The following is a 26,329-nucleotide window of genomic DNA, read 5'->3' as shown; positions in this document are numbered from 1 at the left end:
CTCACTCGGCTTACTTGGGCTGGAAGCGGATGCCGCCGTCGAACCGGATGACCTCGCCGTTCATGTAGTCGTTCTCGATCAGCGTGCGCACCAGGTGGCCAAACTCCGAGGCCTTGCCGAGCCGCTTCGGGAACGCCACCGGCCCGATGAGCTTGGCCTTGAACTCCTCGGCGTTCTTGTCGCCGATCTTCCCGTAGATCGGGGTGTCGATGATGCCCGGGGCGATGGTGAGCACGCGGACGCCGATGGCCGCGAGGTCGCGGGCGGCGGGCAGGGTCATGCCGATGATGCCGCCCTTGGACGCGGAGTACGCCACCTGGCCCGTCTGGCCCTCGATGCCGGCGACCGACGCGGTGTTGATGACGACGCCGCGGGCGCCGTCCTCGTCCACCGGCTCGGTCTTGGCCATGGCCGCCGCGCCGATGCGCATGAGGTTGAAGGTGCCGATCAGGTTGACGTCGATCACCTTGCGGTAGGACGCCAGGTCGTGCGGCGAGCCGTCCCGTCCGACGGTGCGCTGGGCCCAGCCGATGCCGGCGCTGCTGATCACGGCGCGCAACGGCTTGCCGGTGGCGACCGCCGCATCCACCGCGGCCTGCACCGACGCCTCGTCGGACACGTCGGTGTGGGCGAACACGCCGCCGATCTCGTCGGCCAGCGCCTTGCCGCGCTCCGCGTTGAGGTCGGCCACGACCACGGTCGCGCCGACACGGGCCAGCTCGCGGGCCGTCGCCTCGCCGAGGCCGCTGGCACCGCCCGAGATGATTGCTGCTGCTCCGTTCAGATCCATAGCCGGACCTTAACGCGCGAACCGAATGAAGTTCTACTCGGGGTGCCGCAAAATCGCGGTATCGACGTCGGGGTAAACCTTGATCCGCCGGTCCAGGCCGGTCGTACGCAGGATGCGGGCCACCGGAGGCTGCGGTGAGGCGAGGCACACCCCGCCGCCCTCGCTCGTGGCCAGCCGCCACGCCTCGATGAGCACGCTGAGCCCGCTGGAGTCCATGAACGACAGCTCGCCGAGGTCCAGCACGAGCGTGGGGCCGTCGTGGCGTATGGCGTCCCGGATCTCGTCACGCAGGAACGGAGCTGTGAACAGGTCGAGCTCCCCCTCCACGGCCACCACGACGGCATTGGAGAGCGATTGGCGCGCGAGCCGCAGCTTCATCGTCGGGACCTCCTCAGCTCCGGCCCACTTTACTTATTCATCACCCCGGCTGAGCAGGGACGGCGAAGCCATAGGGAAGTTCGAGCCGGTGCGCGGCGAGCAACCGCTCGTCGGCGAGCAGCGCGTGCGTCGGCCCGTCGGCGGCGATCACCCCCTCGGACATGATGAGCGAACGCTCGCACAGCTCCAGCGCGTACGGAAGGTCGTGGGTGACCATCAGCACGGTCACGTCCAGGCTCTTGAGGATCTCGGCCAGCTCGCGGCGGGACGCCGGGTCGAGGTTGGACGACGGCTCGTCGAGGACGAGGATCTCCGGCTCCATCGCCAGCACCGTGGCCACCGCCACCCTGCGGCGCTGGCCGAAGGACAGGTGGTGCGGCGGCCGGTCGATCGCGTCCAGCATGCCGACCCGCTCCAGCGCGTCGTGCACGCGGCGGTCGAGCTCCGCACCGCGCAGCCCGAGGTTGGCCGGGCCGAACGCGACGTCCTCCCGCACGGTCGGCATGAAGAGCTGGTCGTCCGGGTCCTGGAACACCAGCCCGACCCGGCGGCGGATCTCCCGCAGGGTGTCCGCGCGCACCGCGAGCCCGGCCACCTCAACCGTCCCGTGCCCGGCCGTGAGGATGCCGTTGAGGTGCATGACGAGCGTGGTCTTGCCCGCGCCGTTCGGGCCGAGCAGGGCGACCCGCTCCCCCCGCTCGATCGTCAGGTCCACGCCGTACAACGCCTGCGTCCCGTCGGGATAGGCGTACGCGAGCCTGCTCACCGTGAGCGAGGGGCTGCCGGAGGTCATGTCGTGCTCCACGCCAGTAGGGCCGTCACCGCGGCGAGGCAAGGCAGCATGCCCGCCACCGCCCAGTCTCGCCCAGTCGCTGATATATCCCTAATCGTCGGCATCTCGCCCGTGTAGCCGCGGCTCAGCATCGCGAGGTGGACCCGCTCCCCCCGCTCGTACGAGCGGATGAACAGGGCGCCCGCCGACTTCGCCAGCACGGGGGCCTGCCGCAGGTCCCTGGCGACGAATCCCCGCGACTCCCTGGCGATCCGCATGCGCCGCATCTGGTCGAGGATCACGTCCAGGTAGCGCAGCATGAACGTCGCGATCTGCACGAGCAGCCGGGGCAGCCGCAGCCGCTCGGCGCCGAGCAGCATCATCCGGGGCTCTGTCGTGGCCGCCAGCAGGATCGAGGCGACCACGCCCAGCGTGGCCTTGGCCAGGATGTTCCAGGCCGCCCACAGTCCGGGCGCGCTCAACGACAGACCGAGCACCTGGATCCGCTCGCCGGTGCCGATAAGCGGAATCGCCACCGCGAACAGCACGAAAGGCACCTCGATCACCATGCGCCGTACGATCGCGCCCGCCGGCACCCGGGCGGCGACCGCGACGGCGGCCAGCAGCAGCGCGTCGAGGGCGAACGCCCAGACGCGCTCGCGCGGCGTGGCGACCACGAACACCGCGAACGCGACGACCGCCGCGAGCTTGCACTGGGGTGGCAGCCGGTGGACGGGCGTGTCGGCGGGCCGGTAGATCGGGTGATGGTGCCCGGCGCTCACTTCGCACTCACCATGTCATCATCGCGGACCCGCCCCGCCCGGATGCGGGCAGGGCGCTCACGGCCTCGTCGGCGCCGTGCTCGCCGGACTCATCGGACTCATTGGGCGCTCGCGGTCGTCATTCCGTCGGTCCCGCGCCGGCGCCGGCGGATGACGTAGAACACGCCGCCTCCGGCCACGACCGTCAGCGCGACGCCCGCCACCCCGGCCAGGCCGCCGGACAGCCGCTGGTTCTCCACGCCCTTGACGCTGTATCCGGCCAGCGGGCCGTCCTCCACCGCGTGCGGCTTCTCCTGCGCGCTCAGGCCCTTGTCCGCCGCCACCTTCTCCAGCCCGTCGGGAGCGCTGGAGGCGTAGAACGAGACGACGCCGGCCAGCAGCACGGCCACGAGAGCGCCGCCCACCAGGACCGGGCGCAGGCCGATCCCGGCCGAGGGCGCCTCCGGAGCCGCCGGTCCGCCCTGCTGACCCACCTGCACGTCCCCGTCGGCGGTGCGCAGCGTCAGGGCCCTGGTCATCCCGCGCGCGCCGTACACGAGATCGGGACGCACGGCCAGCACGCTGCTCACGGTGAGCGCGGTGATGAAGCCCTCGCCGAGCCCGATGAGCAGGTGCACCCCGACCATGGCGGCGGCCACCGAGCCCGGCTCGATCGGCGCGGTGCCGCCGAGCCAGAACAGGCCCGTGAACACGAGTGCCGCCGACGGGACGGAGACCAGCGCCGCCACGAACGACGCGGCCACCAGCGTCGCCCGCCCGCGTGGCCTGCCCCGGGTGATCAGCCGGAACACCGCCCAGCCGACGACCGCGGTCACGATCGCCATCAGCGTGATGTTGACGCCCAGCGCGGTCAGCCCGCCGTCGGCGAAGAAGAATCCCTGGACGAGCAGCACGACCGCGACGCACAACACGGCGGTGTAGGGTCCGACGAGTATCGCCGCCAGGGCCCCGCCGAGCAGGTGACCGCTGGTGCCGGCCGCCACGGGGAAGTTGAGCATCTGCGCCGCGAAGATGAACGCGGCCACCAGGCCCGCCATGGGGGCGGTCCGGTCGTCGAGCTCCCGCTTGGCGCCCCGCAGGCACACGGCCACCCCGGCGGCCGCGAAGACCCCGGCGCCGACGGACACGGGGACGTTGAAGAACCCATCGGGCACGTGCACGGCTATAACCCCTTCGAAACGGGCGAATCCCCTCCCACTTTAGAGCACCGAGTTGTTGTTGCAAATGATTCGCAATTGCGTCGGCGCAGGATCCGGATCATCCGCCTGGCCACGGTCAACGGGGTCGCCACCCGCACCGACACGCTGAGCCGCCGGTTGACCGCCGTGGCGTACGGCCGGACGGTCCACTGCACCACTCCCCATCGCAGCGTCCCGCGCCACCACCGCAGGGGCCGGCCCAGCGCGTCCGCGTCGGCGACCTTGACCGGGAAGCGCACCGGCGGGCCGCCGAGGCCGAGTTCGAGATAGGCGTCCCAGGTGCCGGGCCGCAGGCCGGTCGTCTCGGCCGCGAACTCCCGTGGCCCGACCGCCAGGGCCCGCTCGCGGTGTTCCCGCCCCGACGCCCGCTCGCGCCAGATCAGGTGCCGTACGGCCGTGGCGGCGGCCTCCTCGCCCACCAGCGCCTGGCCCTCGACCCGCAGCCGCCTGCCCCGCCACCACGCCCGCGTCAGCCGTACGGCGGCGGGGATCCGGACGACGTGCCCTCCGACGTCGAGGCCGAGGTGGCCGTGGGACCGGGTGAGGAAGGGCACCGCGACGACCCCGCCCACCAGGCGGACGGGCGGAACGCCGGCCCCGGGTTCGCGGCGGGAGCCAAGTCGTGCGAGCCTGCGCGCGCCCTCGCACTCGACGGCCACGTGGACGTCCCACACTCCGGCCGGCAGCGCGGCCACGTCGAGCACGGCGGTGAAGGATCCGGCACCGGTCCCGCCGCGGGTCAGGGAGGGCACGCGCTCCTCACGCGACAGGCGCTCGCGCAGCACCAGGCCCACGGTGCTGTCCAGCGCAGCACCGTCCACTCCGGCGAGGGCGGCCCATCCTTCGATCACCAGGCGGTCGCCCCGCCACTCGACCCCGGTCAGCCGGTGCCGCAGCGGCGCGGCCTCGACGCGCGCGAGCCGTACGAGCCGGTCGGGGTCGTCGAGCGCGGCGACGCGGGCGGCGTCCACGCCGTCGAGACCGGCGCGCACGCCCGGCGTCAGCCACTGGCCGCAGATGTCGGCCACCTCGACGGCGATCTTCTCGCGCTCGGCCTCGCAGGCGGCCAGGAACGGCACCCCGAGCTGGGCCAGCACGTCGCGGCGCAGGTGCCGCAGGAGCAGACGGTCGCGCAGTGCGCCGGGCGGCACGTGCCGCGCCATGACCTCGATGGGCGTGCGGACCACGCGCAGCCAGCCGAGCGGATCCCGCGCGGACGCCTCACCTCCGCCCTCGGCGTGGTAGCAGTCACCGTCCGCGACCACCGAGATTACCCGCGCGTGGCAGTACGCGTGGACGGTGAAGGTCATGTCCTCGCCGCGCCGCTGCGTCTCGTCGAAGCGGATGGCGTGCCGTTCCAGGAAGTCCCGGCGGAAGAGCTTGAAGCAGGACAGATCGTCGTAAACGTCGGTTAAGGCGGCCCTGTCGGCGCTCTCCCGCACCCCTTGGCGCACACCGGCGACCTTCCCCACGACGACGTCGGCGCCGTTCCGGTCGGCCGCGGCGATCAGGCGGGCCAGCGCGTCGGGGGCGAGGTGGTCCCCCGCGTCGCAGAAGAAGACGTATCTGCCGGCCGCCCGCTCCAGTCCGCGGTTGCGGGCGCCGCCGGGCGTGCCGGGCTGCGCGTCCTGGATCACGGTGATCAGCCGGGGGTGGTGGGCGGCATAGAGGCCGAGCAGCGCCCGGGTTCCGTCCCGCGAGCCGCCGTCGACCACGATGATCTCCTTGGCGACCCGCTGCACGAGCAGCGAAGTGAGGCATCGGTCGAGTGACGCCCGGCGGTTGTACGCCGGGACGACAACGCTGACGTCGATCCCCCGATCGGCGCGCTGGTCACTCCCCGTATCCATCGCCCTTCATTATGTGCCGACCACCCGCCCCAACCCCGCCTTCGCCGCGCCGGGCTCGTCTCACCGTCGCGGCCGGGACCGGCGGCGGGCCGTCCGAGTGGCGGGTGCGGCACGCGACGCGGCAGACTGAGCGCTCATCGAGTCACCGGGGGTTTCGCGTAGATGCGCACCGCGTTGTTCCCAGAGGGTTTCGTCTGGGGAGTGTCCACGTCCGCGTTCCAGATCGAGGGCGCCACCGACCGCGACGGCCGGGGCCCCTCCATCTGGGACGCCTTCGCGGGCGGGGCCTATGGCGACCCGGCCTGCGACCACTACGCGCGCCACCGCGAGGACGTCCGGCTGATGCAGGACCTGGGCATCGCCGCCTACCGGTTCTCGGTCAGCTGGCCACGCGTGCTGCCTGAGGGGCACGGCCGCGTCAACGGCCCGGGGCTCGACTTCTACGACAGGCTCGTGGACGAGCTGCTGGAGGCGGGCATCGCGCCGTACGCGACGCTGTACCACTGGGACCTGCCGCAGGCGCTGCAGGACCGCGGAGGGTGGACCTCGCGCGAGGTGGCCCGCCACTTCGCCGACTACGCCCGCGTGGTGTACGACAGGATCGGCGACCGCGTGGACACCTGGTTCACGTTCAACGAGCCGTGGGTCGCCGCCTTCCTCGGCCACGCCTCGGGAGCGCACGCCCCGGGTGTGCGGTCGGCGGCCGACGCCTTCGTCAGCGCCCACCACATGCTGCTCGCGCACGGGCTGAGCCTGGAGGCGCTGCGCGCCCAGGGCGCCGCCAGGGCCGGCATCGTGCTGAACCTCTCTCCCGTCCTCACCCCCGCGCAGCTCGGGGACGTGTCCACCGGCATCCCCGAAGAGGACGCCGAGGCGGTGGCGAGGATCGACGCCCTGCACAACCGGCAGTTCCTGGAGCCGGTGCTGCGCGGCCGCTACCCCGCCGACCTGCTGCCCCTGATCGAGAAGACCGCCGGGCTCGGCCACGTCCACGACGGGGACCTCGACCTCATCGGGCGGCCCATCGACCTGCTGGGGATCAACTACTACACGCCCATCGCGGTGCAGGCCCAGCCCAGCGCCCCGGCCGACCCGGCCTTCCCGGGCAGCGAGGGCGTCCTGTTCTGCAGCGTGCCCACGGCCGTCACCGCGATGGGCTGGCCCATCATGCCGAGCGGCCTGTCCCTGCTCCTGCGGCGCCTGTCCGAGGAGTATCCCGAGACCGAGCTGATGATCACGGAGAACGGCGCCGACTTCGAGGACGTCGTGACCGGCGACGGCATCCACGACGTCGACCGGATCAGCTTCGTCGAGGAGCACCTGCGGGCCCTGCGGGCCTCGATCGACCAGGGCGCCCGGGTCCGCGGCTACCTGCTGTGGTCGCTGCTCGACTGCGTCGAATGGGCGGACGGCTACCGGCGCAAGTTCGGCATCGTCCACGTCGACTTCACCACCCAGCGGCGGCTGCTCAAGGACAGCGCGCTGTGGTATCGCGACGTCATCAAGCGCAACGGGCTCGGCGCGGAGCGGCCGAAGCGGCCCACGCTCGAGACCGTCGCCGCCCGCGCGGGCGTCTCCCGGGCGACGGTCTCGCGGGTCGTGAACGGGGATGCGCGGGTCAGCCCCGACGTGCGCGCCGCCGTGCTGCGCGCCGTCCAGGAGCTGGGATATGTGCCCAACGCCGCCGCCAGGAGCCTGGTCACCCGGCGTACCGACTCGGTCGCGCTCGTCCTGTCGGTTCCCCGGCACGGCGGCGAGGCGCTGACCTCCGCCGTCGTCCAGTACGTCACCAGCGTCCTGGAAGGAGCGGGCAAGCAGATCACGCTCATGCTCGCCGACACGGCCGAGAGCCATCGGCGCATCATCCGGCACGTGGAGGCGCGGCAGGTGGACGGGGTCGTGCTGGTCCCTCCGGACGGCCCGGACACGCTCACCGAGCGGCTCGCCCGCACCGGAGTGCCCGTCGTGCTGCTCGGCAAGCCCGCGATCGCCTCCCTCGTGCCGCACGTGGACGTGGACAACGCGGGCGGCGCGAGGGCGGCCACCAGGCATCTGCTCGACCGGGGCCGCCGCCGCATCGGGGTGATCTGCGGTCCCATGGACCTCGTCGCCGTACAGGACCGCCTCGCCGGGCACCTGGCCACGCTCCACGAGGACGGGCTGCGGCCGATGATCGCGCTCGCCGGTCTGGACAGCGGGTCGGGCGCCGCCGCGGCCCGTGAACTCCTGTCCGGCGACCAGGACCTGGACGCCGTGTTCGCCACCTCGGACGAGCTGGCGATCGGCGCGATGGAGGCGGCGCGCGAGAAGGGACTGCGGGTGCCGGAGGACCTGGCGATCGTCGGCTTCGGCGACATCCACGCCGCCTCCTGCACGACCCCGGCGCTCACGACCGTCCGGGTGCCCGTCGCGGACCAGGCCCTGGCCCTGGCGCGCCTGCTCTTGTCCCGCCTCGACGGCCGCCACACCAGCCCCGTCGTCCTCCCCACGCGCCTGGTGGTCCGCGCCACCACGTGACCCTCTACCAGGAGATCGGGCCCTCCTCCGAGCTGAACGTGCCGGGCGGAAGGGTCGCCATCCGCACGGCCACCGGCGGCGTTGTCGACCAGCACGTCGAGCCGCGTCCAGGGCGCACGGTCTCGGAGCGATCACTTGGAGCCGCCTGAGAGCTCACTTGGACCAGTCAAGGGAACGCTCCGGGGGAACGAGTAGCGCAGGAGGAGGGGCTGTCATGAGCGAGACGATCGCCGGAGTCGCCGTTCCCGGCTCGACGCTCGCCACCGAGGCGACCGAGCTGGTGCGGGAGGCGGCGCCCCCGCTCCTCTACCACCACTCGCGCCGGGTGTTCCTGTTCGGGTCGTTGCGGGGCCGGCGGCTCGGGCTGCGGGCCGATCCCGAACTGCTCTACGTCGGGGCGATGTTCCACGACCTCGGGCTGACCGAGCGATATCGGCGTACGGACCAGCGGTTCGAGATCGACGGCGCCGACGAGGCCCGCCGGTTCCTCGCCTCCCACGGGGTGCCCGAGGACGACGTACGCAAGGTGTGGGAGGGCATCGCCCTGCACACCACACCGGAGATCCCCTACCGGCTGGAGCCCGAGGTGGCCCTGGTGACCGCGGGGGTGGAGGCCGACGTGCTCGGCATCGGGTACGCCGATCTGGCCCCCGAGGACGTCGCCGCGGTCGTCGCCGCCCATCCGCGTCCCGGCTTCAAGCGGCAGATCCTGGCGGCGTTCACCGAGGGGTTCAAGGATCGTCCCGACACCACGTTCGGCACCGTCAACGCCGACGTGCTGGAGCACTTCGTGCCGGGGTTCCGGCGCATCGACTTCGTCGAGGTGATCGAGGGCTCCGCCTGGCCCGAGTAACGGCCTGCCATCGATCTTTCGCGCCGTACGACATAGGTTGTCTGGTGTCGTCCCCCGGTGCGAAGGCAGGTTTCTGTGACTCACGATCTCAGCCACGAGCGGTTCGAGACCCTCAAGCGCGAATTCGAGGCGATCGACGGCGACGGCGACGGCTTCATCACCGAGGCGGAGCTGCGGTCACACTTTCCCGACCTGCCGCCGGAGGCGATCGGCGCGCTCGACCGGGACGCCGACGTGGACGCCGACGGCCGGTTCTCCCTGGAGGAGTTCATCCGCCTCACCGGCGCGCGCGACTGAAGCGCCGCACGGGACCCGCAAAAATCTGCGCCACGCGCAAATTTACGTCTCACGCATCTTTGCGTCACACGCAAGTAGTTGTATGGTGATCCTTGTGAGCAGGGAAGGCGAGCGCCCGGGGCTGCGCGAGCGCAAGAAGCAGGAGACGCGCATCGCGCTGAGCTGGGCGGCGATCCGGCTCGCCGTGGAGCGCGGGCTGGAGAACGTACGCGTGGAGGACATCGCCGCGGAGGCGCGCGTGGCTCCGCGGACCTTCAACAACTACTTCTCCAGCAAGGGCGAGGCGATCGCCGCCAGGCACCTCGACCGCGCCCGCCTGATCGCAGAGGAGTTGCGCCGCCGCCCGGCGTCGGAACCCCTGTGGGAGGCCATCAAGATCGCCGTGGTCACCCAGCTCGCGATGGGTGAGGAATACGACGCCGGGCAGCCGGACCAGCAGTGGCAGACGGGCGTCCGGCTCATGATCAGCGAGCCCTCGCTGCAGGGCGAGATGCTCAAGGCCAACGCCATCGCCGAGGACGAGCTGGCCGCGGCCATCGCCGAGCGGACCGGCACCGACGTCGCCCGCGACCTCTACCCGCGCCTGGTGGCGGGCGCGGCGGGGGCGGCGATCAGGGTGGCGATGGACCAGTGGTTGCGGGCCGACCCGCCGGTACCCGTCAGACCGCTCATCGAGGACGCGCTCGACCGGCTCGCCGCCGGACTGCCCGAGCCCTGACAGAAAGACGCCCCGGCTGCCGCTGGGGCGTTCCCGAACTCGCGATGTGACGTGCCACGCCGGCACGCCGCTCGCCCTTTCATGCCCTGACGCGGGCGCCGTAAGCACCGGCGCCGTCCCTTCCATTCGCCCTGCCTTCCATTCGCCACGCCGCGAGTTCGCCACGCCGCGAGTTCGCCATGCCTTCATTCGCCATGCCCGCAGAATCCCCGAGGAGGACCGCCATGACCGCCGACGTCGTGATCGCCGGAGCCGGACCGAACGGGCTCATGCTCGCCTGTGAGCTGAGCCTGGCCGGAGTACGGCCGATCGTGCTGGAACGCCTGCCCGGGCGTACGGAGGAGAACCGGGCCAACGGACTGGTCGGCCAGGTCGTACGCGCCCTCGACCGGCGCGGCCTGTACGAACGACTGAGCGGCAGCCCCGAGCCGCCCCGGCCGAGCCCTGTCTTCGTGTTCGGCGCGATGCCGCTCGACCTGGGCAGGCTCGACGACAATCCGATGTACGGCCTGCCGGTGCCGCAGCGCCGCATCGAGCAGGTGCTGGAAGAACGCGCGCTCGAACTCGGCGTGGAGATCCGCAGGGGACACGAGCTGACCGGGCTCTCCCAGGACGAGGACGGCGTCACCGTGGAGATCGCCGGACCCGAGGGGCCCTACCGGCTCCGAACCCGCTACCTCGTCGGCGCGGACGGCGGGCACAGCGTCACCCGCAAGCTCTGCGGCATCGGCTTTCCGGGGGTGACCAGGGACGACTCGGTCTCCCGGGGCGCGCACGTCAGCGTGCCCGCCGAGCTGATCGACCCGGTCACCGGCGGGCTGAACGTGCCCGGCTACGGGCCGATCCCCCCGTTCATGCACCACCGCACCGACCACGGCCTGTTCGTGTACGGGCCGTTCCCCACCGGGACGCTCATCAACACCACCGAGTGGCACCAGGACGGCGGCGACCAGCCGATGAGCCTGGACGAGCTGAGGGAGAGCGTGCGCCGCGTGCTCGGCGTCGACCTGCCGTTCGGCCCGCCCAAGGGCCCGGGCCCGCACCAGTTGCGCCGCCTGACCGGCGGCAACACCCGCCTGGCCGAGCGGTTCCGGGACGGCCGGGTGCTGCTGCTGGGCGACGCCGCGCACGTGCACAGCGCGATCGGCGGCCCCGGCCTCAACCTGGGCCTGCAGGACGCGGTCAACCTGGGCTGGAAGCTGGCCGCCGAGATCCACGGCTGGGCCCCGCCCGGCCTGCTCGACACGTACGAGACCGAGCGGCGCCCGGCCGCGGAACGCGTGGTCATGCACACGCAGGCGCAGGCGGCGCTCATCGCCCCGGGGCCTGAGGTCACCGCGCTACGCGCGCTGTTCACCGAGTTGCTGCGCGACGAGCGGACCACCAAGCACATCGCGGACATGATGTCCGGCGCGGACATCAGGTATGACCTCGAAGGAACTCATCCCCTCACCGGGCGGCCGGCCCCCGACCTCGTCCTGGAGACGGAGACCGGCTCCGTACGGCTGGCCGAGCTGACCAAGACCGCACGGCCGCTGCTCCTCGACCTGACGCCGGACGGGGCGCTGGCCGGGGCCCTCGACGGCCGGCGCGACCGCGTGGACCTCGTCACCGCGAAGACGAGCCGGGACGGCCTCCCGACCGCGCTGCTGCTGCGCCCCGACTGCTATGTGGCCTGGGCATCGGACTCCCTCCGGCCCGACGCGAAGGAGCGCGACACTCTCCGTACGGCCCTGGCCTCGGCCTTCGGCGTCGCCGGCTGAGAGGTCAGGCGAAGGCGGCCAGCATCGCCTCGGTCGTGTCGACCTGCGCGATCCGCGGCAGGATCACCCCGAGAGAGTTCTCGTGGGCCGAGGCGACCAGGTCGGTGACCGCGTCGGAGGCCACCGCGATCTCGTAGCCCCGCTCGCGGGCGCCGCGCGCGGTGGACTCCACGCCGATGCTGGTGGAGATCCCCGCCAGCACGATTCCCGTGATCTTCCTGCGGCGCAGTTGCAGGTCGAGTTCGGTGCCGTGGAAGGCGTCCCAGCCCCGCTTGGTGATCCGGATGTCGGTCGGCCCGTCCGGCACCCGCTCGTCGTACTCGGCGAAGTCCAGCGCGGGTGCGATCGCGGGTCCGGGCGCGTCCGTCCGGGCCCGCAGCACGTCGCCGCCGTCCGGGGAGAACGCCACCCGCACGCGTACGACCGGGAGGCCCCGCTCGCGGGCGGCCCCCGCCAGCCGGGCGGCGTTGGCGACGACTTCGGCGGCCGGATGGGCGGTGGGCAGGGCGGTGATCCCCTTCTGCAGGTCGATCAGGACGACGGCCGTGCGGTCGTCGAGCAGTGACACAGGCATGTGCGCTCCTCAGAAATAGACAGCCGAACTGTACAGCGATGCTGTACAAATTGCCAGCAAGGCTGTCTATCTCGGTTACGCTGAGCTCATGAGGGACGCGTCCGAGGTCGCCGCCGAGCTGCGGCTCGTGGTCGGGCAGCTGGTCAGGCGGGTACGCGAGGACGACCCGATGCCTCCGGGAGTAATCGCGGTGATCGGCCTGCTCGGCCGGCAGGGCCCGATGACCACCAGCGAACTGGCCGCCGCCCGGCGGGTGCGCCCACAGTCGATGGCCCGCACCGTCGGCCAGCTGATCGACCAGGGTCTTGCCGAACGCGGCACACACCCCGTCGACGGCCGCAAGGCCCCCGTCTCGCTGACCGCCGCCGGGCTCGACGCCCTGGAACAGGTGCGCGCCCGGCGGGCCGACTGGCTCGCCGAGGCGATCGAGGACACGCTGTCCCCCGCCGAGCGGGAGACGCTGGCGGGCGCGGTGGACCTGGTTCGCCGCCTGGTCGACTGGGAGCCGCCCGGGCCGCGCCACAGGACGTGAGCCCGTCCGCGTCGGTCGGTGCGGGGTCGTGAGGGTCCGTCATGGCCCCGGGCGTCAACGGGCCTCACGGCGAACGATCGCTCGCGAAGACGAACCCTGGGCGATTCTCAGAGGAGCGGCCAGGTGCGCAGGGCGGCGTCGGCCATCTCCTGGAGTTCATCCCGGCCGACACCGCTCGCGGCTTGCACAGCGATGCCGAACGCCAAGGTGGTGATGTAGCGCGCCAGTAGCCCCGGATCGGTATCCGGAGGCAGGTCGCCGTCGTCGACGGCTCGCTGGAATCGCTCTCGGAGCCGGGAGCAGCCGTTGTTGCGCCAGGCTGCGAGAAGGTCACGGACTCCACGTCCGGAGTCGCTGGCGGCCAGGGCGCCCTGGACGCCCAGACACCCGTGGGGGTGGGCCGGGCGGGTCGTGGTTCGGACGGCGCCGGCCAGGATCGCGGTGGCGACACCGAGGGCGGTCGGTTCCTCCAGGGCCCGGGCCAGGTATGCGCTCGGGCCTTCGGTGTAGCGCTCCAGGGCCTTGTGGAACAGCTCTTCCTTGTTGCCGAAGGCCGCGTACATGCTTTTGGCGGAGATGCCCATCGCTTCGGTCAGCCTGGCCAGGCTGGCCCCCTCGTAGCCGTGCTCCCAGAAGACCAGCATGGCGCGCTCGAGAGCGTCGTCGGCGTCGAACCCTCGCGGCCGGCCGATGGGGCCGCTCTGTTTGGTCTTCACGCCCGCAGCCTACCCCTTCTGCAGCGATCGCTGCAGAAGTGCTACCGTCCGATTTCTGCAGCGATCGCTGCAGAAGTCGAAAGAGGTTGTTCACATGGGACTGCTTGAAGGGAAGACCGCTCTCGTCACCGGGGGCGGCACCGGAATCGGCCTGGCCAGTGCCGTACGGCTGGCGGCCGAGGGCGCGCACGTGTTCATCACCGGCCGGCGCAAGACCGAACTCGACGCGGCCGTGGAAGTGATCGGATCAGCGGCGACCGCGGTGATCGGCGACATCTCGAACCTGGCCGACCTGGACCGGATCTACGAGACGATCCGCAGCCGGGGGCGGGGCCTGGACGTGCTGTTCGCGAATGCCTCCGTCGCCGAGTTCAGGACGCTTGAGCAGGTCTCCGAGGAGCACTTCGACACCCTCTTCGGCATCAACGTCCGGGGCATGCTGTTCACCGTCCAAAAGGCGCTGCCCCTGCTCAACGACGGCGCTTCGGTGATCTTGAACGGCTCCACCAGCGTGGACGCCGGCGCGGAGGCGTTCGGCGTGTACGCGGCGACCAAGGCCGCCGCCCGTTCGTTCGCGCGGACCTGGGCCAACGAACTCAAGGGACGCGGCATCCGGGTCAACACCATCACGCCGGGCCCGACTGACACCCCTGGTTTGTCGGGTCTCGTCGCCGACCCGGAGCAGGCCGAAGGCTTCAAGCGGCAACTGGCTGCGCAGGTGCCGCTGGGCCGGCTCGGACGCCCGGAGGAGATCGCCGCCGCGGTGGCCTTCCTCGCCTCCGAGCAGAGCAGCTTCATCACCGGTTCGAGCCTGTACGTCGACGGCGGCCTGAACCAGATCTGAGTCCCATGGCCGCACATCCGGCGAGGGTGGCGGCGCCCATCCGGCCGGGCTCGCTCAGGCGGGCGAGCCCGGCAGCCGCGGCGTCGTCAGCCGGTCGCGCCGGACAGCTCCGGGTTCTGCTGGCGGATGGGCGTGAAGAACGCGGCGACCGAGATCAGCAGGCAGGCCGCGCCGGCCAGCAGGCAGACCACGGCGACCCCGTGGCGCTGCGCGCCCCAGGTCAGCACGGCCGCCCCCGCCGGGCCCAGCGAGAAGTGGATCGTCCAGAAGGCCGAGGTGACCCTGCCCAGCAGGTGGTCGGGCGTGACCTGCTGGCGCAGCGACATCGAGCAGATCCCGGCCACGCTGACGCAGGCGAGATAGGCGGCGGCCGTCGCCGCGGCCACCGGGACGCCGGCGGACACGCCGAGCCCCATGACGGCGAGCCCGGCGACCGCGATCGCCCCGATCCAGGACGCGCCGAACCCCAGCCGGCGGCGTACGGGACCGACGAGGAGCGAGCCGGCGACCGTGCCCAGCGCGGCGACCGCGAGCACCACCCCCACGGCACCGTCGGACTGGCTGAGGTCGTGCTTGAGGTGGTAGATCAGCACGTCGGTCAGCCCAAGGGTCAGGAAGATGAAGAACGACAGCAGGACGGTCAGGGCACGCAGCACCGGCTGCCGCCACAGGAAGCGCGCCCCGGCCAGCAGCTCGTGCCACGGCCCCCGTGCTTCCTTCAATGGGGGCGCCGGCTGTCGCCTGAGCCGGATCAGCAGGATGCCCAGCGCCGAGACCCCGAAGCTGGCCGCGTTGATCGCGATCGCGGCCGTGGGGCCGAACCAGCCCGCCACCACCCCGGCCAGCAGCGGCCCGCCGACCCCCGCCGCGGCGGCGGTGGCGCCCAGCCGCCCGTTGGCCTCGGTGATCCGGTCCGCGTCGACCAGGCCCCGCACCGCCGTCACGTACGCGACCTGGAAGACCATGCCGATCGCCTCGCTGACCGGCAGGACCACGTAGAGCAGCCAGACCTTCGGCCCGAAGGCCCAGGCGACCGGGACGATGCCGTACAACACCATCCTCGCCACATCGCACCAGATCAGCAGCCGTCTGCGGTCGAGCCGGTCGACGAGGACCCCGGCGAAGACCCCCGCCCCCACCGACGCGGCGCTCGCCAGGCCGGTCAGCAGGCCCATCTGCGCGACCGATCCGGTCACGTGCAGCACGAGCAGGGGCACGGCGATGAGGGCGAACGAGTCCCCCGCGACCGACAGCGTCTGGGACGCCCAGAACACGGAGAAATCCCGGTTACGCCACAGTTGCGATCCTTCTGCCACCGCACCATGCTGCCGTACGGAGATCAGGCGCGCGGGCGGCGGACGACGGGGACGGGCTGGCCGCGGCGGGCGGCCTCGGCCTTCAGGCGCTTCCTGAGCATCCTGCCCTGGCCGAGGAACGAGCGGTTCCGCTCGCGGCGGTTCCTGGGAAGGCTCCAGTCGTTCAGGGCCCGCTCGACCCGTACGGCCAGCCGGTCGCCCTCCCCCGTCGCGGTCCCGACGAGCACCACGTTCTCCTGCCACTCCATCCCCGGGCCGTGCCGGTGGAAGGTGAGGCAGACCGGCCCGGCGACGGCCTCGACCCCCGCGGGCAGCAGCAGGTCGAAGCCCGCCTCGGTGCGTACGGCCGAGCGGGTGCGCACGGCCAGCGGCATGCCGCCTGCGTCGACCATGGTGACGACGGGCTCGCCCAGGCGGGCCGCGCGGGCGGCGAAGGGCCGCCAGTCCGCCGGCGCGACGGACCGGCTCGGCAGCCGGGGGCCGTTCGGAGCGGGGTCGGAGACGGGCGCGGCCGCCTCACCGGGCCGGGTCCACACCTCCGGGGTTCCGGACAGGTCGCCCTCGGGCCACCAGACGATTCTCTCCGGGGTGACCTCCACGTAGATGCGCGCGAAGTACCACCCCAGCCGCTTCGTCAGGAACCACGGCATCCCCGCGAACCCGGAGCCCGTCTTGGCCAGGGAGTCCCGGACGTACCTGTCGGTGTTGGCCTGCAGATCGGCGTCGCGTACGGCGGCACGGCCCTGCACGAGGACGACGGGCGGCCGGTCGAGGCCGCTGCCCTCGGCGGAGGAGTACAGCAGCGCGACGCGCGGGTCGCGGCGGGCCCGCTCGGCCTTGTCGGGATAGGTGAGGCCGGTGGTCACGTCGAGCGTGCCGCCCGCGCCGACGTACGGCGTGACCGGCCAGGTGACGGGCCGTCCGTCGCGGGTGAGCGAGGCGTACTCGCAGACGACGGCGTGGTCGAACAGCTCGGCCGCCTCGCGCGGCCAGGTGGTCAGGGTGGTCATCACGGCTCCAGAGGTGCGGGCAGGGAGGTGGAGGCGCCGTACAGCCGGGCGAACCGCCGCTGGTAGGCGGGCCACCAGAACAGGCGGAACATCAGGCGGGCCACGATCGGCAGGTCCGCGAAGGAGGCCGCGAGGAGGGCGGGGTCGGCGCTGGAGGCGAGCCAGCCGAAGACGACGGGGATCCTGCGGCGGCCGAAGTCGGCCGTCGCCTTGCGCTTGTCCGCCTCGATGTCGTCGGGTGTGAGATGCCGGAGCATCAACGGCACGGCCGTGCGCTCCTCGTGGTCGAGGTGCTCGTTGAGCAGCTCGTGCAGCCGCCGCAGAGCGGGAGCGCGCTCCGGCAGGGGCGTCGCGCGGTCGGCGGCGGCCGCCACGAGCGGGTCGAGCACGGCGTGCTCGGACTCCAGCTCGGCCAGCGCGTCCGCCGCCTCGGGGGCGTGACTCACGAGCTTGGGCCACAGCGTGGTGTCCTCGTGGGTGTGGTGGGCGTGGAGCATCTCCAGCAGGAGCGCGAGCTGCTCCTCCAGGAGTTCCTCGTGCTCGCCGTCCCGGGGGCCGCGGCATGCCTCGGCGAGGCGGCCGAACTCCGCCCGGAAGCCCGCGTGCATCAGCAGGAAGCCGGCGAGGTGCTCTTGTGTGATCATCTGTTCCCTCACTTCGGTTGGGAACAGCGTGGGTTTCCTGCCCTTATGAGCACTTGTCGAGGGCTTGTCGGGCCCTTGACAGCCAGTAGCCCGCGCCCGCCTCCTCCAGGACGCGCACCGCCTCCCGCAGATGGGCCCGCGCTCCCGCGCGGTCCCCCAGCGCCAGCAGCGCCTCGCCGAGGTGGCCGTCGTACGCCCCGTCGACGGTGGTGCAGGTGCCGTTCACAAGCAGCAGCCCGGCGAAGGGACGGAACGCGTCGTAGACCTCCCGCACGACGTCCAGCTCGCCGAGCCGGATCGCCGCGTGCAGGCGGCACATGGTGGCCATCGCCCAGTGATAGTCGCGCGGCGGGACAGGGGTCTCACGCAGCAGCCGCAGAGCACGCTCACGCTCGCCCAGATCGGCCAGCGCGTTGGCCAGGACGTAGGCGAGCCCCGCCAGGCCCGTACGCCGGAACATCTCCTCGAGCCATTCGACCTCCGCGTCGAGGCGGTCCTCCTGCAGGAGCGTCTCGGCCCGTACGGCGAGCATGCCCACCTCGAAGTACGCGAGGTCGGAGAAGGACAACGTCGCCCTGACGGGCTCGAAGTGGCGAGTCGGGTCCGGCACACCCTGGAACAGGTCGAGCCCCACGTGCGCGATCGCCGCCTGCAGCGCCAGCGTCGGGTTGTGCAGGCCGCTCAGCAGCGCGTCGGTCTCCGTCAGCAGCTCGCGCGCCTCCGCCACCCGGCCGTACTCGACGAGATGGGCGACGAGGTGGAGCTGTGCGATCACTCGCAACTGGGACGACAGATCCGGCTCCGCCAGCAGCCGCCGCGAGGTCTCGGCCAGCTGGTCGATGAAGTCCTGCCCCTGCATGGCGAGCAGCCGCAGATGGAGCACGCGCCGCAGCAGGGCGGGGTCGCCCAGCCGCTCGGCCGCCGCCACGGCCTGCGACGAGACCCGGTCGACCTGGTCCTCACCGCCGATCTGGGCCAGCACGACGGCCCGCACGGCCTGCGCGGACGCCCAGGCGGGGGCGTCTCGCGGCAGCTCGCGCACCGCGCGGTCCATCGACTCCTGTAGGAACCGCACATCCAGGCCATAGCGGAAGGGGACCCAGACACCGTGCCCCATCGCGATGTCGGCGGCCCTCACGGCCCGCTCCAGGTCGTCTCCGGCGAGGGCCAGCGCCTGTTCGACCGCCTCGTAGCCCTCGTCGTACCGCCCGGCGGCGTAGCGGCTCTCGGCCAGCCCGACCGCGAGCTCGAACCGCTCGGCCGCCTCCGCCCCGGTGAGCTCGGCCGCGGCCAGCGCCTCCTGCCACGAGGTGGCCGCGTCGTCGAGCGCGTGCCTGCGCATGGCCGCACGCGCGGCACGGGCGGCGTAGTCCATCGCCATGCGGGCAGGCTCCGGGCCCAGCTCGGCCGCCGCCAGCCAGTGCCGCGCGATGGTCGCCGCCTGGTCGTCCCGGTCGCCGTACGCGCGCGTGAGCACGCCGGCCAGCCGCGCGTGCGCGCCCGCCCGCCAGAGGCGGGAGCGGCGCGACAGCAACGCGTCGGTCACCAGGGCGTGCGCGAACGCGTATCCGCCCAGCCTGGCGCCCGACTCGCGGATCAGACCGGCCGCGAGCGCCGCGTCCAGCGACGGCACCAGGTCGCCCAGGTCGCGCCCGGCGACCTCGGCCATGACCCGCGCCTCGAACTCGTCGCCCGCGACCGCGGCCAGCTCCAGCAGGGCGGCCGTCTCCTCCCCCAGCCCGGCCACCCGGTGCAGCACGACGTCGAGCACGCCCTGCGGCAGCTCCTCGCCCGCCCGGGCAAGCTCCGCGAGGAAGAACGGGTTCCCTCCGGTGCGGCCGCGCAGTTCCCCGGCCTTCCGGCTGCCCGGGTCGCGGCCGGACAGCTCCCGCACGAGCGCGCGCACTTCCTCGGTCGCGAGCCCGTCCAGCCCCAGCCTGCGCGCGCCGAGCCGGGACAGCGCCGACAGGGTGGCGGTCAGCGACGACGCCTCGTGCCGCCGGAAGCTGGCCACGACAACCAGGCCCGGCCGCGCGGTGGACGCGACATGGACCAGCAGGCGCAGCGTCGCGTCGTCGGCCGCGTGGACGTCCTCCAGGACGACGGCCACCGGGCCGAGATCGGCCAGGAACGTCCCGACCGCCTCGAAGAACCGCAGCCGCGCCCCCTGCGCGTCGTACGCCGGGATCGCCTCCACCCCGCCCGACAGGAACGTGCGGACCTCCTCGGGCAGGACGGCGCCGGGCGCCGCGTCCGCGAGGTCACGCAGCACCTGCTCCCACGGCCACAGGGCGGGCGCCGTCTCGTGGTCGGGGCTCGACCCCCACCCCACCGGGACGCCGGCCGTCGCGCGAAACCTCCTGAGCAGGCTCGTCTTGCCGACACCCGGCTCGCCGTCCACGAGCACGACCTGCGGGGCCGTGGACGCCGCCTTCACCGCGCCGGCCAGGAACTCCAGCGCGCTCTCACGTCCCACGAACGGCCCGTCGTCCGCGCGTCGCCCAGGGTCTCGTCGTCCGGGGTCGGATCGTCTGGGGTCGGATCGTCTGGGGTCGGATCGTCTGGGGGGCGGCGCGGCGGGCCTCGCCGCCGCGGTCAGCGCGGCGTCCTGGCGCAGCACGGCGGTCTCCAGCTCGCGCAGCCGGGGGCCGGGATCGATGCCCAGCTCGCCCGCCAGCACCTCGCGCACCCTGCGCAGGCACTCCAGCGCCGCCGCCTGACGGCCCGACCGATAGTGCGCCAGCGTGAGCAGTTCCCAGGCCCGCTCCCGCAGCGGGTGGTCGTGCACGAACGGTTCGAGCCGCGCGACCACGTCCGTGTGGCGGCCCAGCTCCAGCAGCGCCTCCGCCAGCCCTTCGACCGCGTCGAGCCGGAGCTGCTCCAGGCGGGCGATCTCCGGCCGCGCCCACTCCTCGGACCGCACGTCGGCGTACGCGTCGCCCCGCCACAGGGCGAGCGCCTCGGTGAGCACGGCCGCCGCCCGCTCGTGCCGTCCCTCGCCCAGGTGCCCCGACCCCGTGGACACGAGCACGTCGAAGTCCCGCGTGTCGAGGTCGATCCCGCCGGTCATCAGGCCGTACCCGTCGGCCGCGCTGACCAGGACCGTGGCCGGAGCCCCGGCCTTCCGGCCGGGCTCCAGGCGGCGGCGCAGGTTGGAGACGTACACCTGAAGGCTGCCCTGCGCGCTCGCGGGCGGGCTGCCGCCCCAGAGCCGGTCGGCCAGCACGTCCGCCGGGAGCACCCGATCGGCGTTCATCACGAGGAGGGCCAGGAGCGCTCGCTGCTTGGGCGGCCCGGCCGGCACGGCCTGCCCGGCCACGACGAGTTCCATGGGACCGAGGACGTTCAGCCGCACGGGCCAATGGTAGGGAGACGGCGTGAACCGGTCCAGCCGTTGCATCCCCGGCCAACCGGACGACACCGGCGGGGATACGATCGCCCGGCGGCGCGGACCGCGACGGCCGGGACACTTGCCGAGGAGAGGGGCGCATGGCGGACCAGGACACCACGATCCGGCTCATCCGGGTGGACGACGCCGAGGTGATCGCGGCGCACCGCGCCCGCGACAGGCGGGCGTACGCCGCCTGGGAACCGGCCCAGCCGGACGAGTTCTACACGGCGGCCGGGCAGCGCCGGCGCATCGAGACGCTGCTCGACGAGCACGGCCGGGGCGAGCGATGGCCCGCGGTCATCCTCGCGGACGGCGAGGTCGTCGGTCAGGTGACCGTGAGCACGATCCTGCGCGGCCCCTTCCGCAAGGGCTTCCTCGGCTACTGGGTCGCCTCGGCCTGCAACGGCCGGGGGCACGCGACCCGGGCGGTGGGTCGGATACTCACCGTGATGGCCGAGGAGCTCGGACTGCACCGCGCGGAGGCGCACACCCGGATGGAGAACCTGGCCTCGCAGCGGGTGCTGCGCGCCAACGGTTTCCGCCCCTGGGGGGTCGCCCACGCCCACATCTTCCTCGACGGCGCATGGCATGACGAGGTGTTCTGGGAGCGGACGCTGGACGAGCCGCCCTCGTCTTGACCATTTCCTGGGACACCAGTTGCACACCCCCGGCGCGTCGCGCGCCGTCGTATGACCACGACCCCGAAACTCACTCTCCGTAATCGACTCACGGAGGAGGAGTTCGTGGTCTCAATCGACCGTCGGGGATTCGCCAAGCTGGCCGGGCTGGGCGCGGTGGGATCGGTCATGAGTCCGTCCCTGGGCACGGCCCCCGCCTCGGCGGCGCGCGCGCCGTACGCGGGGGAGCGCTGGCAGACCTGCCTTCGGGTGGCGCGCGACCACCTGCTCGTCGACGGGAACGGCAACGACCTCAAGCACCGATACCTGCGGGTGCTCATCGACGACGGCCTGCCCAGGACCCGTACGCCCAAGAAGGTCCTGGTCGTCGGGGCCGGCATCTCCGGCCTGGTGGCCGCGACACTGCTGAAGCGGGCCGGGCACCATGTCACCGTCATCGAGGCCAACGGCAACAGGATCGGCGGCCGGATCAAGACCTTCCGGACGGGTTTCCGGGACCGGCGGCAGTACGCCGAGGCGGGGGCCATGCGGATCCCGGACTTCCACCCGCTGACGCTGGCGCTCATCGACAAGCTGGGGATCACGCGCCGGCCCTTCTACAACGTCGACGTGCCGCCCGGCGCCGTGCCCCGCGGTCCGGTGCCGCCGGTCGTCTACACCTCGTACTCGGGACAGGTGTGGCGTTCCGGCCCGCCCAAGGGCGCCTTCACTGCGCCCCCTCGCATGAACCACACGTTCATCCACGTCAACGGCATCATCCAGCGGCGAGACGAGTACGCCAAGGACCCCCGGAAGATCAACGCGTCGTTCGGCCTCAGGGACGACAGGACCGCGGCCGAGATCCTCGACGCCGCCCTGGACCCGGCGAGGGACTACTTCTCCGTACGCAGGGGCGACAAGCGGGTCGACAAGCCGCTGCCCGAGCAGATCGAGGGCTGGGCCCGGCTGCTGTACGACTTCGACGGCTACTCGATGTACGCCTACCTCAAGGAGCACGCGAAGCTCGGCGACGAGGCGATCGACGCCATCGGCACGCTGGAGAACCTCACCTCCCGGCTGCCGCTGTCGTTCATGCACACGTTCCTCACCCGCAGCCTCGTCAACCCGGCCGTGACCTACTGGGAGATGGCCGGCGGCAGCAGGGAACTGCCGTACGCGCTGGAGCCGGGCCTGCGCGACGAGATCCGCATGGACCGCAGGGCCGTACGGATCGAGACGACCGACCGGGGCGTGCGCATCTCGACGGTCAGCGAGGCGGGCAGCACGGAGTCGGAGTTCACCCGGCAGACGCCGCGGGAGACGTTCGAGGGCGACGTGGCGATCATCACGGTCCCGTTCTCCGCGCTGCGCCACGTCGAGATCGCACCGGCCCTGTCCTACCGCAAGCGCCGCTCGATCATGGAACTGCACTACGACTCCGCGACCAAGGTGCTGCTGGAGTTCAGCAAGCGCTGGTGGGAGTTCACCGAGGAGGACTGGAAGCGCGAGCTCGGGGGCCGCTACCGCCCCGGGCCGGTGACGCACGTGACGGGCGGCGGGTCGGTCTGCGACAACGCCAACCGGTTCATCTACTTCCCCTCGCACCCGGTGCCGGGCAGCGACGGCGGCGTCGTGCTGGCCAGCTACTCATGGGCCGACGACGCGACCCGCTGGGACTCGATGGACGACGGGGAACGGTACGGCTACGCGCTGCGCGGGCTCCAGGAGGTGCACGGAGACCGCATCACGGAGTTCTACACGGGCCGCGGCCAGACCCAGAGCTGGATGCGCAACCGCTACGCCTTCGGGGAGGCCGCGGTCTTCACGCCCGGCCAGATGACCGAGATCCACCCCGCCATCGCCGCCGCCGAGGGTCCGCTGCACTTCGCCGGCGAGCACACCTCGCTGAAGCACTCCTGGATCGAGGGTGCGCTGGAGTCGGCCGTACGCGTGGCCCTGGAGGTCAACGGCTGACCCCCGTACTCCCGCGGGGCCTTTCGTGCCCGGGGCCCCGCGGGTTCACTCGGGCGGGCGACCTGGTGGTCACGGCTCGATCTCGGCTCTCATCGGCTGCCAGGGCGAGGCGTCGAACACCAGCATGATCGAGACGATCTTGCCGCCGTCCAGGCGGAAGTGCTCGGCGGTGCGCTGCGTCCCGGCAGGCGTCGCGGTGTGCACGTCGTACACGAGCGTCGCCTCGGCCTCGCCGTACAGCTCGCTGATGAGGTCCACCCCGGTCACGATCGACACGAACCCCGGCAACGTCGCCAGGTGCCCGGCCCGGTCGTCGGAGCTGAAGAACGGGCTCTGGAACCGGAAGGGCTCCCCCAGATGCGCCGCGGCGGCGGTCGCGTCCCCGCGGAAACGGGCCTCGTGGTACCCGCGTACGGCGCGGCGCGTCTGTTCCCGAGTGGTCGCGTTCACGGCTGCGATCCGTTCTGACGAAGGTGGGCGGCGAGGCGCTGCTGGTTGACGGCCAGGCGCAGGCACAGGTCGCGCAGGACGACCAGTTCTTCGGGTGCGAACCCCTGGAACAGCGCCTTCATGGCGAGCCTCGACGGCTTGCGGAAATCCTCGATCCACGCCCTGCCGGCGGGGGTGATCTCGGCGAGGACCGAACGCCGGTCATTCGGGTCGGGGACCCGGCGGACCAGCCCGTCGCGTTCGAGGGTGTCCACCAGGCCGGTGACGTTGCGGGAGCTGACCCCGGCGGCCCGGGCGAGCTCGCCGATGCTGATCCCCTGCTCGCTCGCGGCGAGCCGGATCAGCAGATCGAGAGCGCCCGCGCTGACGCCCCTGCCCTCTGAGCCGTGGGAGCGGAGGCGCTCGACCGCGTGAGACGCGGTGCGGACCGCTGCGCTCGCCTCGAACGCGGGGAGGTCGCCATCGTCACCGGCGATCCACGCCATCGCCGCCCTGGCTCGCGGGTCGTAAAGGAAGCCGTCAGGATCGTGCGCATAGGAATCTACGTGGTTCATAGTAAGAACGTAGATTAGTACGTACTTCCAGATTTTGCGATCTCCTACCGGAGGCAGGCCGGCAGCCCTGCGCCCGCCCTCAGCAGGGTGGGGCTTCGTCGCAGACGTCCACCTCCACACAGGCGGCCTCCATGCCGCCGGTGGCCACCTGCTGGAGCAGGCTGTAGAGGGTCTCCCGCTGGTCGTGGTCGAGCGCGCCGAGCACCTCGTCCTCGACCGCCGCCAGCGCGAACTCGGCCTTCGCGAGCCGCTTCGCGCCCGCCTCGGTGAGCTCGACGACGTGCCTGCGGCGATCCTCCGGCGACCGCCGCCGCTCGATCAGCTTCTCGGCTTCCAGGTCGTTGAGCAGCCCGACGACATTCGTCCCGTCCATCTCCAGCGTGCTCGCGAGCGCCTGCTGGGTGCTGCCGCCGCGGTCCCGCAGCACCGTGAGGGCGACGAGGTGACGGGGGCGCAGGCCGAGCGGCGCGAGCACCGACTCGGAACGAAGACGCAGCCGGCGCGCGAGATGTTCGAGCAGCGCGCCACACCGGTGCACCGGCTGGTTGACGACGGGCAGGGACGTCATGGTCCAACTCTAACCGACTTGACCTGCGACAGACAGAGGACTAATCATTTGCGTAGCATCAATCATCTGTGGAGGGTTAAGAGATGCCTCATCTGCTGCACATCGACGCGAGCATCCAGGGCGAGCGTTCCGTCAGCCGCAAGCTCACCGCGCGGGCCGTCGCCGCCTGGCGCGCCGCGCATCCCGGGGGCACCGTCGCCTACCGCGACCTGGGCAGCGCCCCGCTCCCGCATCTCGACCAGGAGAACGGCCTGGCCCGGATGCTCCCGCCGGAGCAGCACACGCCGGCCCAGGCGGCCTCGTGGGCGTTGACGGAACAGCTGGTGGGTGAGGTGAGGGAGGCCGACACGATCGTGCTCGGGCTCCCGCTCTACAACTTCGGGGCGCCCAGCGCCGTCAAGTCCTGGGTCGACCACCTCATCGCCCCAGGGCTGTCGTACGACCCCGCGACGGGCGAGGGCCTGCTGGGCGGGCGTGACTTCCTGGTCCTCGCGAGTCGCGGCGGCGGGTACGGGACGGGGACGCCCCGCGAGGGATGGGACCACGCGGAGCCGTGGCTTCCCCACGGCCTGTCCATGACGGGCCTGCAGCCGCGCTTCATCACGGCAGAGCTCACCCTCGCCTACGTCACACCCTCCATGACCGAGCTGATTCCGCTGGCCGACAAGAGCCTCGCCGCGGCGGAGCAGGCGATCGACGGTCTCTGGGCTCCCGCCGCCGTCGCGTAAGGACCCCGGCGAAGCGGTCATCCGGCCGGCGAAAGGCACCTTCCCGGGCGCCCTCCCTTCTAGCGGTCGTCGCAACACCCCGGCTTGGGGAGTGCGATGGAGTTCGAGATTCGCAAGATCCGGACGCCGCAGGGACCGAAGAAGCTGACCTGTGAGCGGGAGGAATACTTCCGGCTTATGGATCAAGGCTTCAGCAGCATGGAGGCGTGCCGGATCGTCGGGATCAACTACCGCACGGGGAAGCGGTGGCGCAACGGCAGGGCGCCGACAGGCAAGCAAAGGGGGGCGCCGCCGGTCAGACGACCGGCGGCGCCCCCTTCTGACACGTCCCGCTACCTACGGGAAGACGAGCGCATCCACATCGCCGACCGGCTACGGCAGCGGGTCTCGATCCGCGAGATCGCACGCGAGCTTGGCCGTGCACCGTCCACCATCAGCCGGGAGATCCGCCGCAACCAGCATCCGACCAACGGTCAATACCGGCCACACGCC

26 protein-coding genes are annotated in these 26,329 nt (G+C 72.2%); 11 read left to right on the top strand and 15 right to left on the bottom strand.

Annotation, left to right across the window (positions count from 1 at the left end; genetic code table 11):
- Positions 1-10: 10 nt before the first annotated feature.
- From Msi02_RS34290 to Msi02_RS34265, 6 genes are all read right to left on the bottom strand, one after another.
- The gene (locus Msi02_RS34290; protein ID WP_079316144.1) at positions 11-790 is read right to left on the bottom strand and encodes an SDR family NAD(P)-dependent oxidoreductase; all 780 of its coding nucleotides are present in this window, start codon (positions 788-790) and stop codon (positions 11-13) included.
- A gap of 33 nt (positions 791-823) precedes the next feature.
- Positions 824-1,168, bottom strand: coding sequence for an STAS domain-containing protein (locus Msi02_RS34285; protein ID WP_079316145.1), 345 nt, complete (start codon positions 1,166-1,168; stop codon positions 824-826).
- Between the two features lie 40 nt (positions 1,169-1,208).
- The gene (locus Msi02_RS34280) at positions 1,209-1,961 is read right to left on the bottom strand and encodes an energy-coupling factor ABC transporter ATP-binding protein (protein ID WP_079316146.1); all 753 of its coding nucleotides are present in this window, start codon (positions 1,959-1,961) and stop codon (positions 1,209-1,211) included.
- Positions 1,958-2,722 carry a cobalt ECF transporter T component CbiQ gene (gene cbiQ / locus Msi02_RS34275; RefSeq protein WP_204052005.1) on the bottom strand — a complete coding sequence of 255 codons (765 nt, stop codon included), beginning with the start codon at positions 2,720-2,722 and terminating at the stop codon, positions 1,958-1,960. Before cbiQ ends, Msi02_RS34280 begins: the two co-directional genes overlap by 4 nt.
- 98 nt (positions 2,723-2,820) lie before the next feature.
- Positions 2,821-3,882, bottom strand: coding sequence for an energy-coupling factor ABC transporter permease (locus tag Msi02_RS34270; RefSeq protein WP_079316148.1), 1,062 nt, complete (start codon positions 3,880-3,882; stop codon positions 2,821-2,823).
- Between the two features lie 2 nt (positions 3,883-3,884).
- The gene (locus Msi02_RS34265; RefSeq protein ID WP_204052004.1) at positions 3,885-5,771 is read right to left on the bottom strand and encodes a glycosyltransferase family 2 protein; all 1,887 of its coding nucleotides are present in this window, start codon (positions 5,769-5,771) and stop codon (positions 3,885-3,887) included.
- A gap of 162 nt (positions 5,772-5,933) precedes the next feature.
- Here Msi02_RS34265 and Msi02_RS44335 point away from each other — a divergent pair, with 162 nt between their 5' ends.
- From Msi02_RS44335 to Msi02_RS34240, 5 genes are all read left to right on the top strand, one after another.
- The gene (locus Msi02_RS44335) at positions 5,934-8,288 is read left to right on the top strand and encodes a GH1 family beta-glucosidase (RefSeq protein ID WP_308441848.1); all 2,355 of its coding nucleotides are present in this window, start codon (positions 5,934-5,936) and stop codon (positions 8,286-8,288) included.
- Positions 8,289-8,502: 214 nt separating this feature from the next.
- Entirely contained in the window at positions 8,503-9,141 is a 639-nt protein-coding gene (locus Msi02_RS34255; protein ID WP_204052003.1) for an HD domain-containing protein, read from the top strand.
- Positions 9,142-9,216: 75 nt separating this feature from the next.
- Positions 9,217-9,438 (top strand): EF-hand domain-containing protein, encoded by a 222-nt coding sequence (locus Msi02_RS34250; protein WP_204052002.1) that lies wholly within the window; start codon positions 9,217-9,219, stop codon positions 9,436-9,438.
- 94 nt (positions 9,439-9,532) lie between these two features.
- Positions 9,533-10,156 carry an acyl-CoA-like ligand-binding transcription factor gene (locus Msi02_RS34245; protein WP_239108987.1) on the top strand — a complete coding sequence of 208 codons (624 nt, stop codon included), beginning with the start codon at positions 9,533-9,535 and terminating at the stop codon, positions 10,154-10,156.
- Positions 10,157-10,380: 224 nt separating this feature from the next.
- Positions 10,381-11,919, top strand: coding sequence for an FAD-dependent monooxygenase (locus Msi02_RS34240; RefSeq protein WP_204052000.1), 1,539 nt, complete (start codon positions 10,381-10,383; stop codon positions 11,917-11,919).
- Between the two features lie 4 nt (positions 11,920-11,923).
- On the opposite strand, the gene Msi02_RS34235 is transcribed toward Msi02_RS34240, so the two are convergent.
- The gene (locus Msi02_RS34235) at positions 11,924-12,493 is read right to left on the bottom strand and encodes an isochorismatase family protein (protein ID WP_204051999.1); all 570 of its coding nucleotides are present in this window, start codon (positions 12,491-12,493) and stop codon (positions 11,924-11,926) included.
- Between the two features lie 88 nt (positions 12,494-12,581).
- Between Msi02_RS34235 and Msi02_RS34230 the strand changes: the two genes are divergently transcribed.
- Entirely contained in the window at positions 12,582-13,025 is a 444-nt protein-coding gene (locus tag Msi02_RS34230; protein ID WP_204051998.1) for a MarR family winged helix-turn-helix transcriptional regulator, read from the top strand.
- 107 nt (positions 13,026-13,132) lie between these two features.
- Here the strand turns inward: Msi02_RS34230 and Msi02_RS34225 are convergent, their stop codons facing one another.
- Entirely contained in the window at positions 13,133-13,741 is a 609-nt protein-coding gene (locus tag Msi02_RS34225; RefSeq protein ID WP_204051997.1) for a TetR/AcrR family transcriptional regulator, read from the bottom strand.
- A gap of 94 nt (positions 13,742-13,835) precedes the next feature.
- Between Msi02_RS34225 and Msi02_RS34220 the strand changes: the two genes are divergently transcribed.
- Positions 13,836-14,585 (top strand): SDR family oxidoreductase, encoded by a 750-nt coding sequence (locus Msi02_RS34220; RefSeq protein ID WP_204051996.1) that lies wholly within the window; start codon positions 13,836-13,838, stop codon positions 14,583-14,585.
- Positions 14,586-14,671: 86 nt separating this feature from the next.
- On the opposite strand, the gene Msi02_RS34215 is transcribed toward Msi02_RS34220, so the two are convergent.
- From Msi02_RS34215 to Msi02_RS34200, 4 genes are read right to left on the bottom strand one after another with little or no spacing between them, the layout of a single operon-like run.
- Entirely contained in the window at positions 14,672-15,901 is a 1,230-nt protein-coding gene (locus tag Msi02_RS34215) for an MFS transporter (RefSeq protein WP_204051995.1), read from the bottom strand.
- Positions 15,902-15,924: 23 nt separating this feature from the next.
- A complete protein-coding gene (locus Msi02_RS34210; protein ID WP_204051994.1) occupies positions 15,925-16,911 on the bottom strand; it encodes a pyridoxamine 5'-phosphate oxidase family protein in 987 nt (328 codons plus the stop codon).
- On the bottom strand, positions 16,911-17,555 hold the full coding sequence (locus Msi02_RS34205; protein WP_079316159.1) for a hemerythrin domain-containing protein: 645 nt from the start codon (positions 17,553-17,555) through the stop codon (positions 16,911-16,913). The genes Msi02_RS34210 and Msi02_RS34205 overlap by 1 nt, the downstream gene beginning before the upstream one ends.
- A 43-nt stretch (positions 17,556-17,598) precedes the next feature.
- Positions 17,599-20,910 (bottom strand): ATP-binding protein, encoded by a 3,312-nt coding sequence (locus Msi02_RS34200; RefSeq protein ID WP_204051993.1) that lies wholly within the window; start codon positions 20,908-20,910, stop codon positions 17,599-17,601.
- A gap of 134 nt (positions 20,911-21,044) precedes the next feature.
- Here Msi02_RS34200 and Msi02_RS34195 point away from each other — a divergent pair, with 134 nt between their 5' ends.
- Together Msi02_RS34195 and Msi02_RS34190 are read left to right on the top strand one after the other, a co-directional pair.
- Entirely contained in the window at positions 21,045-21,584 is a 540-nt protein-coding gene (locus tag Msi02_RS34195) for a GNAT family N-acetyltransferase (protein ID WP_079316160.1), read from the top strand.
- Between the two features lie 105 nt (positions 21,585-21,689).
- Positions 21,690-23,537, top strand: coding sequence for a flavin monoamine oxidase family protein (locus Msi02_RS34190; RefSeq protein WP_275414199.1), 1,848 nt, complete (start codon positions 21,690-21,692; stop codon positions 23,535-23,537).
- Positions 23,538-23,606: 69 nt separating this feature from the next.
- Here Msi02_RS34190 and Msi02_RS34185 read toward each other — a convergent pair whose 3' ends face one another.
- From Msi02_RS34185 to Msi02_RS34175, 3 genes are all read right to left on the bottom strand, one after another.
- Complete coding sequence (locus Msi02_RS34185) at positions 23,607-23,987, bottom strand: hypothetical protein (protein ID WP_079316161.1); 381 nt, start codon at positions 23,985-23,987, stop codon at positions 23,607-23,609.
- Complete coding sequence (locus Msi02_RS34180) at positions 23,984-24,541, bottom strand: MarR family winged helix-turn-helix transcriptional regulator (RefSeq protein WP_239108986.1); 558 nt, start codon at positions 24,539-24,541, stop codon at positions 23,984-23,986. The genes Msi02_RS34185 and Msi02_RS34180 overlap by 4 nt, the downstream gene beginning before the upstream one ends.
- A gap of 79 nt (positions 24,542-24,620) precedes the next feature.
- Positions 24,621-25,109, bottom strand: coding sequence for a MarR family winged helix-turn-helix transcriptional regulator (locus tag Msi02_RS34175; protein ID WP_204051992.1), 489 nt, complete (start codon positions 25,107-25,109; stop codon positions 24,621-24,623).
- A gap of 83 nt (positions 25,110-25,192) precedes the next feature.
- Here Msi02_RS34175 and Msi02_RS34170 point away from each other — a divergent pair, with 83 nt between their 5' ends.
- Together Msi02_RS34170 and Msi02_RS34165 are read left to right on the top strand one after the other, a co-directional pair.
- Positions 25,193-25,837 carry an FMN-dependent NADH-azoreductase gene (locus Msi02_RS34170; RefSeq protein ID WP_204051991.1) on the top strand — a complete coding sequence of 215 codons (645 nt, stop codon included), beginning with the start codon at positions 25,193-25,195 and terminating at the stop codon, positions 25,835-25,837.
- Between the two features lie 96 nt (positions 25,838-25,933).
- Positions 25,934-26,329 (top strand): helix-turn-helix domain-containing protein (locus Msi02_RS34165; protein ID WP_204051990.1); only part of this gene is annotated, 396 nt, incomplete at its 3' end.

The organism is Microbispora siamensis, from assembly GCF_016863095.1.
GTDB classification, from domain to species: Bacteria; Actinomycetota; Actinomycetes; order Streptosporangiales; family Streptosporangiaceae; genus Microbispora; species Microbispora siamensis.
The sequence above is the reverse complement of the archived record's forward strand: the minus strand, read 5'-3'. Positions and strand labels throughout refer to the sequence as shown.

What these genes read in the sequence shown, in the direction of transcription:
- Msi02_RS44335 (WP_308441848.1), top strand. Translation starts at nt 5,934, where the DNA reads ATGCGCACCGCGTTGTTCCCAGAGGGTTTCGTCTGGGGAGTGTCCACG.
- Msi02_RS34205 (WP_079316159.1), bottom strand. Translation starts at nt 17,555, where the DNA reads ATGATCACACAAGAGCACCTCGCCGGCTTCCTGCTGATGCACGCGGGC.
- Msi02_RS34170 (WP_204051991.1), top strand. Translation starts at nt 25,193, where the DNA reads ATGCCTCATCTGCTGCACATCGACGCGAGCATCCAGGGCGAGCGTTCC.
- Msi02_RS34180 (WP_239108986.1), bottom strand. Translation starts at nt 24,541, where the DNA reads ATGAACCACGTAGATTCCTATGCGCACGATCCTGACGGCTTCCTTTAC.
- Msi02_RS34285 (WP_079316145.1), bottom strand. Translation starts at nt 1,168, where the DNA reads ATGAAGCTGCGGCTCGCGCGCCAATCGCTCTCCAATGCCGTCGTGGTG.
- Msi02_RS34280 (WP_079316146.1), bottom strand. Translation starts at nt 1,961, where the DNA reads ATGACCTCCGGCAGCCCCTCGCTCACGGTGAGCAGGCTCGCGTACGCC.
- Msi02_RS34255 (WP_204052003.1), top strand. Translation starts at nt 8,503, where the DNA reads ATGAGCGAGACGATCGCCGGAGTCGCCGTTCCCGGCTCGACGCTCGCC.
- Msi02_RS34265 (WP_204052004.1), bottom strand. Translation starts at nt 5,771, where the DNA reads ATGGATACGGGGAGTGACCAGCGCGCCGATCGGGGGATCGACGTCAGC.
- Msi02_RS34175 (WP_204051992.1), bottom strand. Translation starts at nt 25,109, where the DNA reads ATGACGTCCCTGCCCGTCGTCAACCAGCCGGTGCACCGGTGTGGCGCG.
- Msi02_RS34290 (WP_079316144.1), bottom strand. Translation starts at nt 790, where the DNA reads ATGGATCTGAACGGAGCAGCAGCAATCATCTCGGGCGGTGCCAGCGGC.
- Msi02_RS34195 (WP_079316160.1), top strand. Translation starts at nt 21,045, where the DNA reads ATGGCGGACCAGGACACCACGATCCGGCTCATCCGGGTGGACGACGCC.
- Msi02_RS34235 (WP_204051999.1), bottom strand. Translation starts at nt 12,493, where the DNA reads ATGCCTGTGTCACTGCTCGACGACCGCACGGCCGTCGTCCTGATCGAC.
- Msi02_RS34240 (WP_204052000.1), top strand. Translation starts at nt 10,381, where the DNA reads ATGACCGCCGACGTCGTGATCGCCGGAGCCGGACCGAACGGGCTCATG.
- Msi02_RS34220 (WP_204051996.1), top strand. Translation starts at nt 13,836, where the DNA reads ATGGGACTGCTTGAAGGGAAGACCGCTCTCGTCACCGGGGGCGGCACC.
- Msi02_RS34210 (WP_204051994.1), bottom strand. Translation starts at nt 16,911, where the DNA reads ATGACCACCCTGACCACCTGGCCGCGCGAGGCGGCCGAGCTGTTCGAC.
- Msi02_RS34230 (WP_204051998.1), top strand. Translation starts at nt 12,582, where the DNA reads ATGAGGGACGCGTCCGAGGTCGCCGCCGAGCTGCGGCTCGTGGTCGGG.